The sequence below is a fragment of the Herminiimonas arsenitoxidans genome (genome assembly GCF_900130075.1).
Lineage (GTDB): Bacteria > Pseudomonadota > Gammaproteobacteria > Burkholderiales > Burkholderiaceae_D > Oxalicibacterium > Oxalicibacterium arsenitoxidans.
The window spans coordinates 2,901,743-2,919,316 of record NZ_LT671418.1 but is presented as its reverse complement, the minus strand read 5'-3'; the positions used below and the strand labels follow the sequence as shown (position 1 = coordinate 2,919,316).

Annotated in this window: 22 protein-coding genes and 1 tRNA gene; 6 read left to right on the top strand and 17 right to left on the bottom strand. The window is 50.7% G+C overall.

What is annotated here, in order from left to right; genetic code table 11:
- Positions 1-7: 7 nt before the first annotated feature.
- Genes BQ6873_RS13805 through BQ6873_RS13795 form a run of 3 tightly spaced genes read left to right on the top strand, consistent with a single transcriptional unit; the run spans position 8 to position 3,335 of the window.
- Complete coding sequence (locus BQ6873_RS13805) at positions 8-2,356, top strand: Tex family protein (protein ID WP_076593151.1); 2,349 nt, start codon at positions 8-10, stop codon at positions 2,354-2,356.
- A gap of 57 nt (positions 2,357-2,413) precedes the next feature.
- Positions 2,414-2,728: a Grx4 family monothiol glutaredoxin gene (grxD, locus tag BQ6873_RS13800; RefSeq protein ID WP_076593150.1), complete on the top strand. Its 315-nt coding sequence runs from the start codon at positions 2,414-2,416 to the stop codon at positions 2,726-2,728.
- A gap of 1 nt (position 2,729) precedes the next feature.
- Positions 2,730-3,335: a UbiX family flavin prenyltransferase gene (locus tag BQ6873_RS13795; RefSeq protein WP_076593149.1), complete on the top strand. Its 606-nt coding sequence runs from the start codon at positions 2,730-2,732 to the stop codon at positions 3,333-3,335.
- Positions 3,336-3,350: 15 nt separating this feature from the next.
- On the opposite strand, the gene BQ6873_RS13790 is transcribed toward BQ6873_RS13795, so the two are convergent.
- From BQ6873_RS13790 to petA, 7 genes are all read right to left on the bottom strand, one after another.
- On the bottom strand, positions 3,351-4,481 hold the full coding sequence (locus tag BQ6873_RS13790; protein ID WP_076593148.1) for a branched-chain amino acid ABC transporter substrate-binding protein: 1,131 nt from the start codon (positions 4,479-4,481) through the stop codon (positions 3,351-3,353).
- A 131-nt stretch (positions 4,482-4,612) separates the two neighbouring features.
- Positions 4,613-4,688, bottom strand: a tRNA-Thr gene (locus BQ6873_RS13785).
- Positions 4,689-4,716: 28 nt separating this feature from the next.
- Positions 4,717-5,226 (bottom strand): ClpXP protease specificity-enhancing factor, encoded by a 510-nt coding sequence (locus BQ6873_RS13780; protein WP_076593147.1) that lies wholly within the window; start codon positions 5,224-5,226, stop codon positions 4,717-4,719.
- Between the two features lie 114 nt (positions 5,227-5,340).
- Entirely contained in the window at positions 5,341-5,952 is a 612-nt protein-coding gene (locus BQ6873_RS13775; RefSeq protein ID WP_012081111.1) for a glutathione S-transferase N-terminal domain-containing protein, read from the bottom strand.
- 82 nt (positions 5,953-6,034) lie between these two features.
- Positions 6,035-6,799 (bottom strand): cytochrome c1, encoded by a 765-nt coding sequence (locus BQ6873_RS13770; RefSeq protein WP_076593146.1) that lies wholly within the window; start codon positions 6,797-6,799, stop codon positions 6,035-6,037.
- A gap of 22 nt (positions 6,800-6,821) precedes the next feature.
- A complete protein-coding gene (locus BQ6873_RS13765; protein ID WP_076593145.1) occupies positions 6,822-8,228 on the bottom strand; it encodes a cytochrome b in 1,407 nt (468 codons plus the stop codon).
- Positions 8,228-8,836, bottom strand: coding sequence for a ubiquinol-cytochrome c reductase iron-sulfur subunit (petA, locus tag BQ6873_RS13760; protein WP_076593144.1), 609 nt, complete (start codon positions 8,834-8,836; stop codon positions 8,228-8,230). The genes BQ6873_RS13765 and petA overlap by 1 nt, the downstream gene beginning before the upstream one ends.
- 276 nt (positions 8,837-9,112) lie before the next feature.
- Between petA and mscL the strand changes: the two genes are divergently transcribed.
- Entirely contained in the window at positions 9,113-9,529 is a 417-nt protein-coding gene (gene mscL / locus BQ6873_RS13755) for a large conductance mechanosensitive channel protein MscL (protein ID WP_076593143.1), read from the top strand.
- A gap of 82 nt (positions 9,530-9,611) precedes the next feature.
- Here mscL and BQ6873_RS13750 read toward each other — a convergent pair whose 3' ends face one another.
- Together BQ6873_RS13750 and BQ6873_RS13745 are read right to left on the bottom strand one after the other, a co-directional pair.
- On the bottom strand, positions 9,612-10,319 hold the full coding sequence (locus BQ6873_RS13750; RefSeq protein WP_076593142.1) for a response regulator: 708 nt from the start codon (positions 10,317-10,319) through the stop codon (positions 9,612-9,614).
- A gap of 153 nt (positions 10,320-10,472) precedes the next feature.
- On the bottom strand, positions 10,473-11,240 hold the full coding sequence (locus BQ6873_RS13745; RefSeq protein ID WP_076593141.1) for a Nif3-like dinuclear metal center hexameric protein: 768 nt from the start codon (positions 11,238-11,240) through the stop codon (positions 10,473-10,475).
- 14 nt (positions 11,241-11,254) lie between these two features.
- Between BQ6873_RS13745 and BQ6873_RS13740 the strand changes: the two genes are divergently transcribed.
- A complete protein-coding gene (locus BQ6873_RS13740; RefSeq protein WP_076593140.1) occupies positions 11,255-12,430 on the top strand; it encodes a Do family serine endopeptidase in 1,176 nt (391 codons plus the stop codon).
- A gap of 15 nt (positions 12,431-12,445) precedes the next feature.
- On the top strand, positions 12,446-13,108 hold the full coding sequence (locus BQ6873_RS13735; protein ID WP_076593139.1) for a DUF2461 domain-containing protein: 663 nt from the start codon (positions 12,446-12,448) through the stop codon (positions 13,106-13,108).
- 1 nt (position 13,109) lies between these two features.
- Here BQ6873_RS13735 and tatC read toward each other — a convergent pair whose 3' ends face one another.
- The 8 genes from tatC to hisA all read right to left on the bottom strand — a co-directional run bounded on the left by tatC (position 13,110) and on the right by hisA (position 17,544).
- Positions 13,110-13,856 (bottom strand): twin-arginine translocase subunit TatC, encoded by a 747-nt coding sequence (gene tatC, locus BQ6873_RS13730; protein WP_157889171.1) that lies wholly within the window; start codon positions 13,854-13,856, stop codon positions 13,110-13,112.
- 104 nt (positions 13,857-13,960) lie between these two features.
- The gene (gene tatB, locus BQ6873_RS13725; protein ID WP_076593137.1) at positions 13,961-14,461 is read right to left on the bottom strand and encodes a Sec-independent protein translocase protein TatB; all 501 of its coding nucleotides are present in this window, start codon (positions 14,459-14,461) and stop codon (positions 13,961-13,963) included.
- A 72-nt stretch (positions 14,462-14,533) separates the two neighbouring features.
- Positions 14,534-14,764 (bottom strand): Sec-independent protein translocase subunit TatA, encoded by a 231-nt coding sequence (tatA, locus tag BQ6873_RS13720; RefSeq protein ID WP_076593136.1) that lies wholly within the window; start codon positions 14,762-14,764, stop codon positions 14,534-14,536.
- A gap of 48 nt (positions 14,765-14,812) precedes the next feature.
- Complete coding sequence (locus BQ6873_RS13715) at positions 14,813-15,187, bottom strand: histidine triad nucleotide-binding protein (protein WP_076594141.1); 375 nt, start codon at positions 15,185-15,187, stop codon at positions 14,813-14,815.
- 54 nt (positions 15,188-15,241) lie between these two features.
- The gene (locus BQ6873_RS13710) at positions 15,242-15,583 is read right to left on the bottom strand and encodes a phosphoribosyl-ATP diphosphatase (protein WP_076593135.1); all 342 of its coding nucleotides are present in this window, start codon (positions 15,581-15,583) and stop codon (positions 15,242-15,244) included.
- Positions 15,584-15,596: 13 nt separating this feature from the next.
- Positions 15,597-16,001 carry a phosphoribosyl-AMP cyclohydrolase gene (gene hisI, locus BQ6873_RS13705; protein WP_076593134.1) on the bottom strand — a complete coding sequence of 135 codons (405 nt, stop codon included), beginning with the start codon at positions 15,999-16,001 and terminating at the stop codon, positions 15,597-15,599.
- A complete protein-coding gene (gene hisF / locus BQ6873_RS13700) occupies positions 15,998-16,762 on the bottom strand; it encodes an imidazole glycerol phosphate synthase subunit HisF (RefSeq protein ID WP_076593133.1) in 765 nt (254 codons plus the stop codon). The genes hisI and hisF overlap by 4 nt, the downstream gene beginning before the upstream one ends.
- On the bottom strand, positions 16,759-17,544 hold the full coding sequence (gene hisA, locus BQ6873_RS13695; RefSeq protein WP_076593132.1) for a 1-(5-phosphoribosyl)-5-[(5-phosphoribosylamino)methylideneamino]imidazole-4-carboxamide isomerase: 786 nt from the start codon (positions 17,542-17,544) through the stop codon (positions 16,759-16,761). Before hisA ends, hisF begins: the two co-directional genes overlap by 4 nt.
- Positions 17,545-17,574 lie beyond the last annotated feature (30 nt).

The following is a 17,574-nucleotide window of genomic DNA, read 5'->3' as shown; positions in this document are numbered from 1 at the left end:
ATTATTCATGCTGCCTTCCATAGAACAACGTCTCGCCCTCGAACTTGCCGCTAAACCTATCCAGGTCGCTGCTGCCATTGCCCTGTTGGATGAAGGTGCAACCGTGCCGTTTATCTCGCGTTACCGCAAAGAAGCAACAGGCGGCCTCGACGATATTCAATTACGTTTGCTGGAAGAGCGCCTGCGCTATCTGCGCGAACTGGAAGATAGACGCGCTGCGATTGTTGCCTCTATCGAAGAACAAAACAAAATGACACCAGTCTTGCTCGACGCGATCATGCACGCAGAAGACAAGACACGACTGGAAGATTTGTACCTGCCGTACAAACAAAAACGCCGTACCAAAGCGCAGATCGCAGTGGAAGCCGGCCTGACGCCATTGGCCGATGCACTGGTCGCAGACCCGATGCTGAATCCGGAAGAAGAAGCCGTCAAATATCTGAAACCTGCTTTCACAGTAGACGGCATCGACAATCCAGGTGTCGCCGATACCAAAACAGCGCTCGACGGCGCGCGCCAAATTTTGATGGAACGCTTCGCCGAAGATGCAGCGCTGCTGCAAGCCTTGCGTGAATACATCACTGAACACGGCATCGTTGAATCCAAAGTGGTTGAAGGCAAAGAAGATGCCGGCGCGAAGTTCTCCGATTATTTCGATTATTCGGAAACCATCAGCACCATCCCATCGCACCGCGCACTGGCCATGTTCCGTGGTCGCCGCGAAGAAATGCTGAACGTCAATTTGCGCCTAGACACAGAAGAAGAAAAACCGAAATGGGATGCGCCACACAATCCATGCGAAGGTCGTATCGCCTCTCGTTTCGGCATCAGCAACCAAGGCCGCCCGGCAGATAAATGGCTGGCCGACACGGTACGCTGGACCTGGCGCGTCAAAGTCTTCATGCATCTGGAAACAGAGCTGATGACTAATCTGCGTGAAAAAGCGGAAGTCGAAGCGATCAATGTATTTGCACTGAATCTGAAAGCGCTGCTGCTGGCAGCGCCAGCTGGCCCACGTGCAACGATGGGCTTGGATCCTGGCTTGCGTACCGGCGTCAAAGTCGCAGTTGTCGACGCCACCGGCAAGGTCGTTGATACCGCCACCGTTTATCCGCATCAACCACGCAACGACTGGGATGGCACGCTGCATACGCTGGCACAACTGGCCGAGAAACATAAAGTCGCACTGATCTCGATCGGTAACGGTACTGCTTCGCGCGAAACCGACAAGCTGGCGCAAGACTTGATCAAGATGCGTCCAGAATTGAAGCTGACCAAGATCGTGGTGTCCGAAGCCGGCGCGTCGGTGTACTCAGCATCCGAATTCGCTTCGCGCGAATTGCCGGATATGGACGTCTCGATACGCGGCGCGGTTTCCATCGCACGTCGTTTGCAGGATCCATTGGCGGAACTGGTGAAGATCGATCCGAAGTCTATCGGCGTCGGTCAATATCAGCATGATGTCGGCCAGACTCAATTAGCGCGCTCGCTGGATGCCGTTGTTGAGGATTGCGTGAATGCGGTAGGTGTAGACGTCAACACTGCTTCTGCACCGCTGTTGGCGCGCGTATCGGGCTTAAACAATAGCGTCGCGCAAAGCATCGTCAGCTATCGTGATATGAAAGGCATGTTTACCTCGCGCGCCGATCTGCGCGCAGTACCACGCTTGGGCGACAAAACGTTTGAACAAGCGGCAGGTTTCTTGCGCGTGATGTCAGGCGAGAATCCGCTGGACGCATCGGCAGTCCATCCAGAATCCTATCCGCTGGTGGAAAAAATCCTTGCCGATATCAAAAAAGATGTGAAGAGCATCATCGGCGATGAAAAGGTTTTGAAGTCGTTGAGCCCGGCCAAATACGCGGATGAAAAATTCGGTATCCCGACCATCACCGATATCCTGAAAGAGCTGGAAAAACCAGGCCGCGATCCGCGTCCGGAATTCACCACCGCCACCTTCAAGGATGGCGTGGAAGAGATCAAGGATTTGCGCCCGGACATGATTCTGGAAGGCGTGGTCACCAACGTCGCTGCCTTCGGTGCCTTCGTCGATATCGGCGTGCATCAGGATGGTTTGGTACATATTTCGGCGCTGTCCAACACCTTCGTCAAAGATCCGCACACCGTGGTCAAGGCCGGACAAGTTGTCAAAGTGAAAGTGCTGGAAGTTGACGAGAAGCGTAAACGTATCGCTTTGACAATGCGCTTGTCGGATTCCGCACCGGTGGCTGGCAGCAAACCAGAGCAGCGCGCTGATCGTAATGACAGTCGCCGCCTGTCACAACACCAGAATCAGCAGAGCCGTCAGCCAGACAGCGGTAGCGCAATGGCAGCAGCTTTTGCCAAACTGAAGGGATAAGCAGCAAGTTTCCCCGGTTTTTCTTATAATGGCGCATTAACTTACAGTGAGGCAGCAATGAGCGACGACGTACAATCCTGGATCAAAGAAACCGTAACCCAAAATCCAGTCGTTTTATTCATGAAGGGCACGGCACAATTTCCACAGTGCGGCTTTTCCGGCAAGGCGATTGCATTGCTGAAAGAAAGTGGCGTAACCGATCTGATTACGGTCAACGTGCTGGATGATGCTGAAGTCCGTCAAGGCATCAAAGACTATTCGAAATGGCCTACCGTACCGCAGTTGTACGTCAACGGTGAATTTATCGGCGGCTCCGACATCATGAACGAGATGTTTGCATCTGGCGAACTGCAAGCCCTGTTGAAAGCCTGATGTGACAGCGTCTGCTGACGCTATCACTGCGCCACGCCGGAAGCGATTAATCATCGCCATCACCGGCGCTACCGGCGTCATCTACGGCATACGTCTGTTGCAAGTGCTACGCGATATCGCAGATGTGGAAACACATCTGCTGATATCCGAAGCAGGCGTGCTGAATCTGCATCAAGAACTCGATATGAAGCGCAAGGATGTGGAAGCGCTGGCTGATGTCGTGCATAACGTGCGCGATGTAGGCGCTGCTATTGCCAGCGGTTCTTTTCAATCCGATGGCATGATCATCGCGCCCTGCTCGATGAAGACACTCGCTGCAGTAGCCCACGGTTTCTCCGACAACCTGATCTCACGCGCGGCCGATGTCGTTTTAAAAGAGCGCCGTCGTCTGGTACTGATGGTGCGTGAAACGCCATTCAATCTGGCGCATCTACGCAATATGACTGCCGTCACGGAAATGGGCGGCATCATCTTTCCGCCGCTACCCGGTTTTTATCACCGCCCTGCATCGATTGCGGAAATGGTCGATCACACAGTAGGACGCGTGCTGGATTTATTCGAGATCCAACATAGCCTGACGCCACGCTGGAACGGTCTGAAGGACTGACTCAATTCAACTGTTTCAGTTCGCCAGTCGACGTTTGCCATCCTGGTAGGTGTAGACGGAGATGGTCGGATTCTTGATCTCGCCCCGCGCATCAAACTGCACGTTCGACATCACGCCAGCAAAATGCACCTTGCTCATCGCCGGCAAATACTTCTGCGGCTCTATGCTATTGGCAGCCTGCATGGCTTTGGCGACAGCCAGCACAGCGTCGTAGGAATACGGGCCATGCATCTGGAATTGTCCCGGGAATTTTGCGTCATAACGCTTCTTCCAATCACGGCTCGCCGCCGTACGATCCAGTGCAATGCCGCTATGTGCACACACCACATTGTCCTGAATTTTCAAGCTTGCGGTACGCTGCTCCATACCCTGCGTGCAGATACCATCGCCACCCAGGAATTTTTGCCGCGTCAGGCCTAGCTGCTCCATTTGCCGCAACATCGCACTACCTTGCGGATCCATGCCACCAAAGAAAATACCATCCGGATTAAGTGCTTTGACCGCAGTCAGGATCGCGCTGAAATCAACCGCCTTGTCATTGGTGTATTGCTGCGTCACTACCGTCACCGGCGTATTACGCAATGCCGTCTTGAACGCATCAGCCAGTCCCTGACCGTAAGCACTGCGATCATCGATCACTGCCACCGTCTTGAGTTTCAATACATTCACCGTATAGGCTGCAATCGCCTGCGCCAATGTACTGTCATTTGCCAGCATGCGGAAGGTGGTGTTGTAGCCGAACTTGCTCAGTTCCGGGCTGGTCGCAGACGGCGTCAGATTAGGCAAGCCACATTGGTTGTAAATCCGCGCAGCCGGGATGGTAGTGCCAGAATTCGTATGCCCGATCACCGCATTCACATGCAGATCGCAAAAGCGTTGCGCGACTGCCGCACCTTGCTTGGGATCCGCAGCATCATCTTCGGACAACAATTCAAATCGCAGCTGTCGCCCGTCAACGATGAGTTTCTTTTCGTTCAATTCATCCACCGCCATGCGCGCACCATTCTGGCTATCCTTGCCATAAAAGGCTTGCGGCCCGGTCAGCGGTGCGGCCAGTCCGATTTTGACGATCTGTACTTCCTGTGCCTGCACCAGCGAGGCTGCAGATGCGATCAGTAAAGGGAAAATGAAGGAACGTGATTTCATGGAGCCATTGCAGAATAAATGAATGGCTTCATTCTATCCGCAGATCAGCACAAGACCGAAATCTGCACGCTATGGGAAGTGAACGGACAAGAAAAAGCCCTTTATAACTTGCGCTATAAAGGGCTTTTATTTGGTGCCGACTGCCGGTTTCGAACTGGCCACCTGATGATTACAAATCAACTGCTCTACCAAATGAGCTAAGTCGGCTAAACTTTTTGCAGAGCAGAATTATACTCTATTTGATGCGAGTAAGTGTAGGTCTTCCACCTTTTTTTGGTGGATCTGGCACATCGTCTGAACCAGCATCGTCCTCATCTTTGTCATTCGGCTTGTTTTGTGCCGTCGGAACTGAGGTTAATGCAGGCGCAGAAGACGCAGGAGCTTGATCTGCTGGTGCGGCATCGGCATCATCAGCTTGCTCATCGCTCGACTTATTACTCGCTTCAAACGCCATACCTTGCCCGTTTTCACGCGCATAAATGGCAACGACGTTATCGACAGGCACAGAAATATCACGTGAGACACCGCCAAAACGCGCACTAAAACGAATGAGATCGTTCTCCATCTTCAAGCCACTGGTTGCACTGAAGCTGATGTTGAGCACGATTTCGCCGTTTTTGACGAATTCCATAGGCACACGTGTCGCGCCATCCACTACCGCAGCCATATACGGCGTGTAGCCATTGTCTGTGCACCACTCGTAAATGGCACGCAGCAAATAAGGTTTTGTTGAAGTTTCAGACATGATTGCGATCAGCTCTACACGGCTAAAAAGTGTGCCATGAAACCCTAACGATGTCGTTGATTGAAATACAAGCTTTCACTCAACAGACATCATCGGAACAACACGACGCAATTTTTAACGGCGCATAACCTTTTCAGAAGGTGTCAGTGCTTCGATATAAGCAGGACGCGAGAAGATGCGTTCTGCGTATTTCATCAGCGGTGCAGCGGTTTTCGACAACTCGATACCGTAATGATCCAAACGCCACAGCAACGGTGCGATTGCAACGTCCAGCATCGAGAATTCATCACCCAGCATGTACTTGTTCTTCAAGAACAGCGGTGCAAGCGTTGTCAGGCGATCACGAATTTCGTTACGTGCTTTTTCCTGAATTTTTTCGCCGCTACGGCCTTTGTCGTTTTCCAACGTATGAACGTGGATGAACAATTCTTTTTCAAAATTGAACAACATCAAACGTGCACGCGCGCGCATCAATGGATCTGCCGGCATCAATTGTGGATGCGGGAAACGCTCATCGATGTATTCATTGATGATGTTCGATTCATACAAAATCAAATCACGTTCAACCAGAATCGGCACTTGGCCGTACGGGTTCATCGTCGAAATATCTTCCGGCTTGTTGAACAAATCTACGTCGCGAACTTCAAAGTCCATGCCTTTTTCAAACAGAACCAGGCGGCAACGTTGAGAGAATGGGCAGGTTGTACCCGAATAGAGAACCATCATTTTTATAGTTCCTTAGAAACAAAAGGGTGAGACGTTTTACGGCTCACCCTAAAACAAACCCCGCAAACTGCGGGCAAGAAAATTACTTGATATCTTTCCAATAGGAAGCATTCAAGCGCCAGGTGATTACGATGAATACACCCAGAAACATCAATACCCAGACGCCGAGGCGTTTCCGGGTATTTTGTGCCGGCTCAGCCATCCAGGTCATAAATGACACCAGATCGGCAACAGCTGTATCGTACTCCAACGGGGTCAATGTCCCCGGTGTGACTTGCTCAAAGCCGGCAAATTTGTGCACAACCTTGTTTGGGTCATGTGGATCTTTTTCATCTACGAATTTGGCATCACGTATGCCCTGAAGTTCCCACAGAACATGAGGCATACCGACGTTCGGGAACACCATATTGTTCCAGCCCGTCGCACGTGTGTCGTCTTTGTAGTACGAACGCAGATAAGTATACAGCCAATCCGGACCAGTACCAGCGCCAGAAGCCTTGGCACGTGCGATCACCGACAAATCTGGTGGTACCGCACCAAACCAGTTTTTGGCATCTTTCGGTGCCATTGCAATCGTCATCATGCCGCCGATCTTGTCCGAGGTGAAGAGCAAGTTATTCTTGATTTGCTCTTCGGTCAGACCGAGATCCTGCAACTTGTTATAACGCAATGACGATGCGGAGTGGCAGCTCAAACAGTAGTTCACAAAAAGTCTGGCGCCGTTCTGCAACGAAGCGAGATTTTTGGTACGGTCTGGTGCATGATCCAGCGGGAAATCACTTTCCGACGCCAGCACCAAGCCTGGCAACAGCACCAAAGCCGCGATCAGTTTTTTCATCAATGTCATGATTCTCTTATCCCTTTGCGGCTTAGTGCGGATGAAAAACAACGCGATCCGGTACAGGCTTGAATGTTCCCATGGCACTCCACCATGGCATCAAGAGGAAGAAGCCAAAATAGATAAAGGTGCCGACCTGTGCAATTGCAGTACCAACAGCTGTTGGTGGTTGCACGCCCAGATAACCGAGAACGACAAAGGCAATACCGAACACGATGTACACGTATTTGTGCCAGGTAGGACGATAACGAATTGATTTGACCGGCGACACATCCAACCATGGCAGACCGAACATGATCATGACCGATACGCCCATCAACACTACGCCCCAGAATTTTGCATCGAAGACGAACATGCCGGCGATCACTGCCAAACCGATTGCCGCTGCAGCAATTTTGAACTTGCTTGCCAGACGGGTTTTCAGAATGATCAGTGCGACATAAGCAGCAACACCTGCTACCAGCCAAATGATGAAGTCCGAAGTGGTCGCACGCAGTATCGAGTAGAACGGCGTGAAGTACCAAACTGGCGCAATATGCGGCGGCGTTTTCAGCGGATCAGCCGGAACGAAGTTGTTGTACTCGAGGAAGTAACCACCCATTTCCGGCGCGAAGAACACAACAGCAGTGAACACGAACAAGAAAATCGTCACGATGAAAATATCGTGCACCGAGTAATAAGGATGGAATGGAATGCCGTCGAGCGGAACGCCTTTTGCGTCCAGTTTTTCCTTGATTTCAACGCCATCAGGATTGCTCGAACCTACTTCGTGCAGAGCAACGATGTGCGCCACAACCAGACCAATCAAGACCAGTGGAATTGCAATCACGTGGAATGCAAAGAAACGGTTCAGAGTTGCATCGGAGACGACGTAATCACCACGGATCCACAAAGACAAGTCAGGACCGATGAATGGGATCGCACCAAACAAGTTAACAATAACTTGTGCCCCCCAATACGACATTTGGCCCCATGGCAGCAAATAGCCAAAGAACGCTTCTGCCATCAGGCACAAGAAGATCGCAACGCCGAACAACCAGACCAGTTCACGTGGTTTGCGATACGAACCGTACAAAAGGCCGCGCAGCATGTGGATATACACCACGATGAAGAATGCCGACGCACCGGTCGAGTGCATATAACGCACCAGCCAGCCCCAAGGCACATCGCGCATGATGTATTCAACCGAAGCAAACGCCAGCGTTGCGTCCGGTTTGTAATGCATGACGAGGAAAATGCCGGTAACGATTTGGATGACCAGCACCAACAGTGCGAGTGAGCCAAAAACGTAGAGGAAGTTGAAATTCTTTGGAGCGTAGTATTCGGAGAGATGCGCTTTCCAGGTCGATGACAAAGGGAAACGGGCATCTACCCAGTTCAATGCTTTGTCAGCAATCGGTGCATCGGCAGGGAGTTGTTTTTCGTGGAAAGCCATGATTACGCCTCACCTTTCTCATCTTTGCCGATAACCAGCTTGGTGTCGCCTTCGAACATATATGGCGGAACCTGAAGATTGTCTGGCGAAGGCTTGTTCTTGTAGACGCGACCGGCCAGATCGAAAGTCGAACCATGGCACGGGCAGAGAAAGCCACCATGCCAGTCGTCCGGCAACGATGGTTGTGCACCAGTCTGGAATTTGGCTGTTGGCGAGCAACCCAAGTGTGGGCAGATACCAACAACGACCAGCAGATCCTTTTGCCGTGAACGCCATTCGTTCATTGCGTACTCTGGCGTGGTCGAAAATTGTGTTCGTACAGATTCGGGGTCGGCAAGTTCAGCATCGAATTTTCCAAGCTCCGCCACTTGCTCTGGCGTACGCTTCAAAATCCAGACTGGATTTCCGCGCCACTCTACAGTTTTCATCTCACCTGGGGCTAGGCTTGCGATATCAACTTCAACTGGCGCACCAGCGGCTTTTGCTCGCTCGGACGGCTGAAAAGTTGAGACCAACATACCAGTTGTGGCTAATCCAGCCACGCCACCCGCCGCACACGTAGCGACGAGCAAGCCCCGTCGACCAGAGTCGACCTGCTTTTCGTTACTCATACCAACCCCAATCAGTCAAAATGCGAAATGTGTACGAAACTTCTAGCAACCTTAGATTATAACGGAGCTAACGCTTGTTTTAAAGCAAATAGACATGCTTAAAGTCAATTTTTACGGAACTTTTGGAGCATCCCGTTGCCGCATCGGCTTATTTGCGTCGCATTATCCATCGAATTTGCACAAAAAAGAGGAAATTTAATTTGACGTTTATAGCGCTAAAAATTAGGATACATTGGCACATTGCACTTTTACAAACAAGTTAAACGGAGGATTGCCATGGGCATGATGCAGGAATTTAAGGCTTTCGCAGTCAAGGGAAATGTAGTCGACTTGGCTGTCGCAGTCATAATTGGCGCCGCATTCGGCAAGATAGTCGATTCGCTGGTACAAGACATCATCATGCCGATTGTTGGCAAAATTTTCGGTGGTTTGGATTTCAGTAATTACTACCTTGCACTGAACAATCAGGATCCGCACTTGACGCTGGTCGAGGCAAAAAAACTGGGCGCAGTCCTCGCCTACGGCAATTTCATTACAATTGCGCTGAACTTCATCATTCTTGCCTTCATCATTTTCCAAATGGTGCGTTTGCTGAGCAAGTTGAAAAAGAACGATCCGCCGGCAGAAGCCCCAGCAGCAACGCCTGAAGATGTTTTGCTGTTACGCGAAATTCGCGATTCACTGAAGAAATAAATAAAAAAGCCGCCAAATTTGGCGGCTTTTTTATGAAATGTAGGCAGACAAGACGAGTGGTAAACAAACAACGTTTTACGCTTTATCTTTTAGACTTCAATTGATCCATTTGCAGCAAACCACGACGATTTGCCTCATACACGGCCTCACCGCGTGAATGCACGGACAATTTATCGTAAATGTTTTTGATATGCGTTTGTATGGTGCCAACAGAAAGAGAAAGTTGGCGCGCCACTTCTCCGTAACTATCACCACGCGCAATCAAATCAAGAATCGTTGATTCGCGCTTAGTCAAAGATACCTGATCATCTGCATTCTGATCATTCACGACATCAACTGGCGCTTTCCCGTCACGCATGCGACCCAGCACTTTACGTGCAATCATCGGACTGATAGGCGAACCGCCTGCATGCAAATCCAGTAGCGAGCGCGCAACATCCAAACGGTCCACATCCTTTAATACATAACCAGATGCACCCGCCTCAATACTATCGAGCACGCTATCTTGATCACTGGAAGTCGTGATGACCATCATATTGCACGCAGGATAACGTTGCGCGCAAAAACGGATGATGTCGATACCGGAACCGTCCGGCAAACCAAGATCAACCAGTAAGAGATCGGCGGAATGTAGTTCCAACCACGCCAATGCGGATTTTACCGAACTCAGCGCATCAAGCAGTTTGAGTGATGGCTCTTTGCCAATTGCGAGACACAAGGCGCGCTGCGTAACAGCGTCATCCTCAACAACCAACACAGTGATCGGCCCATCGGCTACCGGTTCCAGCATATTGATCTGTACTCCTATCTATGCCCTGACACGCGAGAATTGCATGCCCTGTATTTTTTGCCAATATTTGTAGTTATACCATAGCAAATTGCTATGCGGCATGATCACTTGCGACATTCATTCATATCTTGCAATCGATCAACACGAAATATTTCAAACAGGATTATCGATATCGATGAAGTGATGATTGATATGGAATGTCGCTGCCAAGTGTTCGCCCAAAGCCTGGACGCCATAACGCTCGGTCGCATGATGACCGCATGCGAGATAGGCGACACCGCTTTCGCGCGCCAGATGCACCGTCGGCTCGGAAATTTCTCCGCTTAAATAAACATTGGCACCCGCAGCAATGGCATCACCAAGCAAACTTTGCGCAGCACCCGTACACCACCCAATTTGACCCAACCTCTGAGCTGGATCACCGATGATCAATGGCCTTCTGCCCAAGCGCTTCTCAACTTGCATGGCAAGATCGCCTACCGAAACAAGTGCAGGATCGGACATCGTCCCAAGCCAGCCCAAATCATCTTCGCCAAAACGCGACTCAGCCCGCAAACCCAATCGACGTGCCAATTGCGCGTTATTGCCAAACTCTGGGTGCATATCGAGCGGCAAATGATAGGCAAACAAATTCACATCATGCGTCAACAACATCTTCAAGCGCCGATGCTTTTGTCCGATCACGCGCATATCTTCACCACGCCAAAAATAACCGTGATGTACAAGAATTGCATCGGCACCTTTTTCCAATGCAGCTTCAAGCAAAGCAACACTGGCCGTGACACCGCTGACCAATGTTTTAATCGATCTGCACCCTTCAACTTGTAAGCCGTTTGGGCAAAAATCTCGAAAACGGGTAATATCAAGCGTTCTAGCTAGATATTTGGCGAGATCGTCTCTATCTATCGTTTTCTGATCCACTTTTCCTACCTTTTATGCGACGTCTTTGGCTGTTGTTTGCGCAAACCGTAACTGTCGGTTTAGCAATTTTATTCATTGTAACGACCTTGAAGCCTGAATGGGCAAGCGGCGTCTTGGGCGGAACACAAAAGGTGCGCAGCACGACATCAGTGCCCATGCTCGAAGCGCCATTGAATGCAGCGCCGACGCAAGGCTCATTCCGCGATGCTGCAAAAATAGCGATGCCTTCGGTGGTGAATATTTTTACCAGTAAAACCGCGACCCCATCGCAAAACCCGTTCATGGACGATCCCTTCTTCCGAAAATTCTTCGGCGATCGTTTTGATGAACAGCAAGACAAACAGGTCAGCCTCGGCTCCGGTGTGATTGTCAGCGCAGAAGGTTACATCCTCACAAATAATCATGTAGTCGAAGCAGCAGATGAAATCGAAGTTGCACTGACCGATGGCCGCAAAGCGATAGCCAAAGTCGTTGGTGCCGACCCAGAAACCGATCTGGCCGTCATCAAAATCAATCTGGATAATCTGCCTGCGATTACGCTCGGTCGCGTTGAAGAAGCGCGTGTTGGCGATGTCGTCCTCGCAATCGGCAATCCATTCGGTGTTGGCCAAACGGTCACGATGGGCATCATCTCAGCGCTGGGCCGCAATCACTTAGGCATTCTGGATGCGTTTGAAAACTTTATCCAAACTGACGCCGCGATCAATCCCGGCAACTCCGGCGGTGCATTGATCGATGCCAATGGCAATCTGCTTGGCATCAACACTGCAATCTATTCCCGTAGCGGTGGCTCACTCGGGATCGGCTTTGCCATCCCTGTGAGTACCGTCAAATCGGTCATGGATGCGATCATCAAGAATGGTCGCGTTGTACGCGGCTATATCGGTGTTGAACCACAAGACATCACGCCAGAGTTGGCCGAGAGTTTCGGTTTGAAGAAAAGCTCAGGTGCCATCATTGCCGGCGTCTTGAAAGGTGGCCCGGCAGACAAAGCTGGCATGCAGCCGGGCGACATACTGATTTCGGTAGAAGGCAAAGCTGTTGCCGATATGGCAGACATGCTCAATCAGATCGCGCAACTTGCTCCTGGCACCAAAGCCAAGATAGCTGTACTGCGCCGCAATCAGGAAAACGTCCTCAATGTCACGATAGGCATGCGGCCCAAAGCGCCGCAACGCTCCGAGGAATAACAGGTAACACGCACCATGCATATTCGCGATCTCACGCAATTTTTAGCCGAACTATCCGAGAACAATAATCGGGCATGGTTCGTCATGAACAAGCCGCGCTACGATATTCTGCGTGCGGAATTTCTCGAATTGGTAACGCAGTTGATCCGCGATATCAGCAAATTCGATCCGGCCGTTGCGGGCTGCAATCCGAAGAAAGCGCTGTTTCGCATTAACCGCGACATGCGTTTTTCCAAAGAAAAAATCCCGTACAAAACGCATTTTTCTGCCGCAATCAATGCAAGCGGCCTGAAAAAACCTAGTCAAGGCGGTGGTCCAACTTACTACTTCCACATCGACCAGACTGGCACCTTGCTGATTGCTGGTGGCGAATGGATGCCACCACCTGACCGCTTACGCGCCATACGTCAGCACGTAATCGCAGACAAGACTGGATTTGCCAAACTATTGAAAAACAAAGCACTGGTACAGACTTACGGCGATTTGCAGCAGGAAGGGAAATTGATACGTCCGCCCAAAGGCTTCGATGTAGATGCACCGCATCTTGAATACATCAAGTTGAAAAGCTTTATTGTCTGGAATGAATTCCAGATCAAGCAGGTCGCTGATCTGGAAAAGGCACTGGTATCAGGCTTCAAGGATGCTTACCCATTGATAGCCTGGCTGCGCCAAGCTTGAGTTACATCGATTCGGATTCTTTTGGTGCCTGCGTGATTTTCACGAACATTGGCGCCAGCAACAGACCCACCTCATACAGCAGGCACAAAGGCACCGCTAGCAATAGCTGACTCATGACGTCCGGTGGCGTTACCACTGCGGCAATAACAAACGCACCGACGATCACGTAAGGGCGGATTTGCTTCAGCTTTTCGACTGACACCAAACCCATACGCACCAGCACAATCACAATCACCGGCACTTCGAAGGTCAGACCAAAGGCGATAAACATCGTCATGACAAAACCGAAGTAGCTATCGATATCTGGCGCAACCGAAATCGATTTTGGCGCGAAATTATTAATGAAGTGGAAGATGACGCCAAAGACGAAGAAGTAGCAAAATGCCACGCCAACAACGAACAGCGCCGACGACGACACCACTAGCGGCGCAATCAACTTCTTCTCGTGTGTGTACAGACCAGGCGCAATAAATGCCCACAGTTGGTATAACACCCACGGCAGAGAGATCAGGAAGGCCACCAGCATCGTTACCTTGACCGGAATCAGGAAAGGCGTGATCACGCCAGTCGCGATCATCTTGCTACCTTCGGGCAAGGCATGCATCATCGGCCGCGCCAGCAAATCATAGATATCACCAGCCCACGGCATCAGGCACAGGAATATCACGATCACCACGATGGAGGCTTTCATCAGCCGGCTGCGCAGCTCGATCAAATGAGAAATGAACGAATCTTCGTTACCAGTCATGTTCTTTTCTTCAGTCATTGTGGCGCGACGACATTCATTTCATGTACCCGGGAATTGGATAGTGGCATATAAACCGACACAACAGGTAAGGTGCGTCGGATAGATCAGCTAAAAAAAGGCGATGATTTACGCGCATTCGCAGGCGTGTGTTTTGCCATACGCGCAGCGCCGGAAATAACCCGCGATTTTTGTCCGCTTTGACGCTTGTACCAGGACGGTATAGCCGAGGTATGCGCCAATTTTTTCCTGCGGAAATTTTTCGATTTGACCGATGACTGATCGAAAGTCGGCGGCTCCATCAATGAATTGAGGTTCGTATCCGAATCATCCCAGGCAGAATGCAAGCTGCTTTCGACCTGAGATACATTCTGCGTAATGGACCGCTCGACATCGCTGGCAGCATCCTGCACGTCTTGATGCATTTTGCGCAATTCGTCCAGTTCCATCTCGCGGCTTACTTCGGATTTCACATCATTGATGTAGCGTTGCGCACGACCGAACAAAGTGCCCGCCATACGCGCCACTTTCGGCAATTTTTCCGGTCCGATGAAAACCAGTGCCGCAACACCAATGATCGCAAGCTTGGAGAAGGCGATATCGATCATACGATTAGCGATAGGCTGAACATAATGTGCGTAACAGAACGGCGATGAGCCGAGTCCTTACACACAAGATGATCAGCTGTTCGACTTCTCTTTCACTTCAACGTCAACTGTACCTTTGTCTGCAACCTGTGATGGTGCAGCGTTCTGAGCGGCTGGCTTGTCGTCCTCGCCTTTCATGCCGTCCTTGAAACCTTTAACAGCCTTGCCGACGTCTGAACCCATATTGCCAAGTTTTTTGGTGCCGAATACCAGCATCACAATGACCAGCACAATCAACCAGTGCCAGATACTAAATGAACCCATCATCTTCTCCTTGTAAGCGTCGCCGCCCTGAATCCAGAATTATTTTTTTTAAGCCAACGATCTGCGCCACGGACGTGGTCCGCCGATCACATGCATATGTAGATGGTACACCTCTTGCCCACCATCCGGCCCGATATTGAACAGCGTTTTAAAACCACCTGTGGCAACGCCCTTCTCGTCCATGCTGTAACCACATCCCAACTCTTGCGCCAACTTCGGTGCGAGCAGCGATATTTTACCCAACAAAGCAGCATCATTTGTCGTGCAATCAGCCAATGTTGCCAGATGTTTTTTAGGAACAATCAGAAAATGAACAGGCGCAGCCGGATTGATATCGTTGAAGGCGAGCATATCGTCGTCTTCATAAATGATTTGCGCGGGAATTTGTTTCGCAGCAATTTTACAAAAAATACAATTATCCAAATGAAACTCCATCGTGGTTGAATCTCAACACCAGCGTATCAGATGCGATGATAATTAGTCAGCTTTGCGTGCTGCTTTTTCTTCAATGCCGGAAATACCTTCGCGGCGTGCCAACTCATTGAGGACGTCTTGCGGCGTCAAATCGAATTGTGCCAGCAACACTGCCGAGTGAAACCACAAGTCAGCGCATTCATACAAGACTTTGGATTTATCAGCACCGACACGCGCATCCTTGGCAGCCATGACGAGCTCTGTTGCTTCTTCACCGATTTTTTTCAAAATCGCGTCGTCGCCCTTGCTGAACAAGCGCGCTACATACGATTTCTCTGGATCGCCACCGTTTGCCGGCTTACGCGATTCAATCACTTCCGACAAACGTTTCAAGGTTTCACTCATTGCTGATTTGCCTTCACTTGTATATCGTTTCCGGATTTTTCAGCACAGGTTCGACCGTTTCCCAGTCGCCCTCTTTCGCGTCGCCTTCAAATTTCTGGAAGAAACAGGAATGACGTCCGGTATGGCAGGCGATCGCGCCGACTTGCTCAACCTTCAGCAAGACCACATCCTCATCGCAATCAAGACGGACTTCGTGCACTTTTTGTGTATGGCCGGACTCTTCGCCTTTGTGCCACAACTTCTTGCGCGAGCGGCTCCAATAGATGGCTTCGCCCGTCTCTATGGTTTTTGCCAAGGCATCACGATTCATCCACGCGAACATCAGCACGTCGTTACTACCTACTTCTTGCGCGATAACCGGCACCAAGCCATGTTCATCCCACTTAACCTTGTTCAGCCATTTTGCATTGCTGCTCATACCAACCTCATTGGAATACCTTGATCTGCCATGAAACGCTTGGCTTCCTGCACTGTGTGCTGCCCGTAATGGAAAATACTTGCGGCCAACACTGCATCTGCGCGTCCGATTTTGACGCCATCAGCCAAATCTTGCAGTCCACCAACACCACCGGAAGCAATCACCGGAATACTGATCGCGTCCGATACCGAACGCGTCAGATCCAGATCGAAACCAATCTTGGTGCCGTCTCTATCCATACTGGTTAGCAGAATTTCCCCTGCGCCCAGACTTTCCATTTTTTTCGCCCACTCGATGGCATCCAGACCGGTTGCCTTACGACCACCATGTGTGAACACTTCCCAGCGACCATCCGATGCCTTCTTCGCGTCGATGGCAACGACTATGCATTGCGAGCCGTATTTTTGCGATGCGTCGAACACCAGTTGTGGATTACTGATTGCCGAACTGTTAATGCCAACCTTGTCCGCACCAGCATTCAGCAAACGACGTACATCATCAACAGCGCGCACACCGCCACCTACCGTCAATGGAATAAAGACTTGCGAAGCGACTGCCTCGATGATGTCGAGGATTAAATCACGACCATCCGAAGTGGCAGTAATGTCGAGAAAAGTAATCTCGTCCGCGCCTTGACCATCGTAGCGTTTGGCGATTTCAACCGGATCACCGGCGTCGCGCAACTCCAAAAAATTAACGCCCTTGACGACACGACCTGCGGTCACATCAAGACAAGGGATGATGCGTTTTGCCAATGTCATTCGTCTGCTTCCGGTTCCAAGCCACTCAGCTCATCTGCTCTATCCTGCGCCGAGCGCAAATCCAGCGTGCCTTCGTAAATCGAACGACCGCAAATCACGCCTTCGATGCCTTCGTCCTGCACTGCACATAATGATTCAACATCCTTGATGTTGTGCACGCCGCCAGAGGCAATGACAGGAATCGTCATGCTTTGTGCCAGCTTGACGGTGGCTTCGATGTTCACACCACCCATCATGCCGTCGCGGCCGATGTCGGTATAAATAATCGATTCACAACCGTAATCTTCAAATTTTTTCGCCAGGTCGATCACTTCATGACCGCTCAGCTTGCTCCAACCATCGGTTGCAACCTTGCCTTCTTTGGCATCAAGACCGACGATAATCTGACCAGGGAAAGCGCTACAAGCATCGTGCAGGAAACCTGGATTTTTGACTGCCGCAGTACCGATGATGATGTAGCTCAAACCATCATCAAGGTAGCGCTCAATCGTATCCAGATCACGTATCCCGCCGCCGAGTTGGACTGGGATTTCTTCAATGCCGTGTTTGTCCGCGTATTCGCGTACGGCCTGCAAGATCGATTTGACGGCCGATTCATTCTTCGGCTTGCCGGCAAATGCGCCGTTCAAATCAACCAGATGCAGACGTCGCGCACCTTGTTCCAACCAGTGCCGCGCCATGTCGGCTGGGTCTTCGGAGAATACGGTAGCTTGGTCCATATCGCCTTGTTTCAGGCGAACGCAGTGACCGTCTTTAAGATCGATGGCAGGTATGAGCAGCATGGATACGTTTGGAGTGTGAGGTTTTAGATA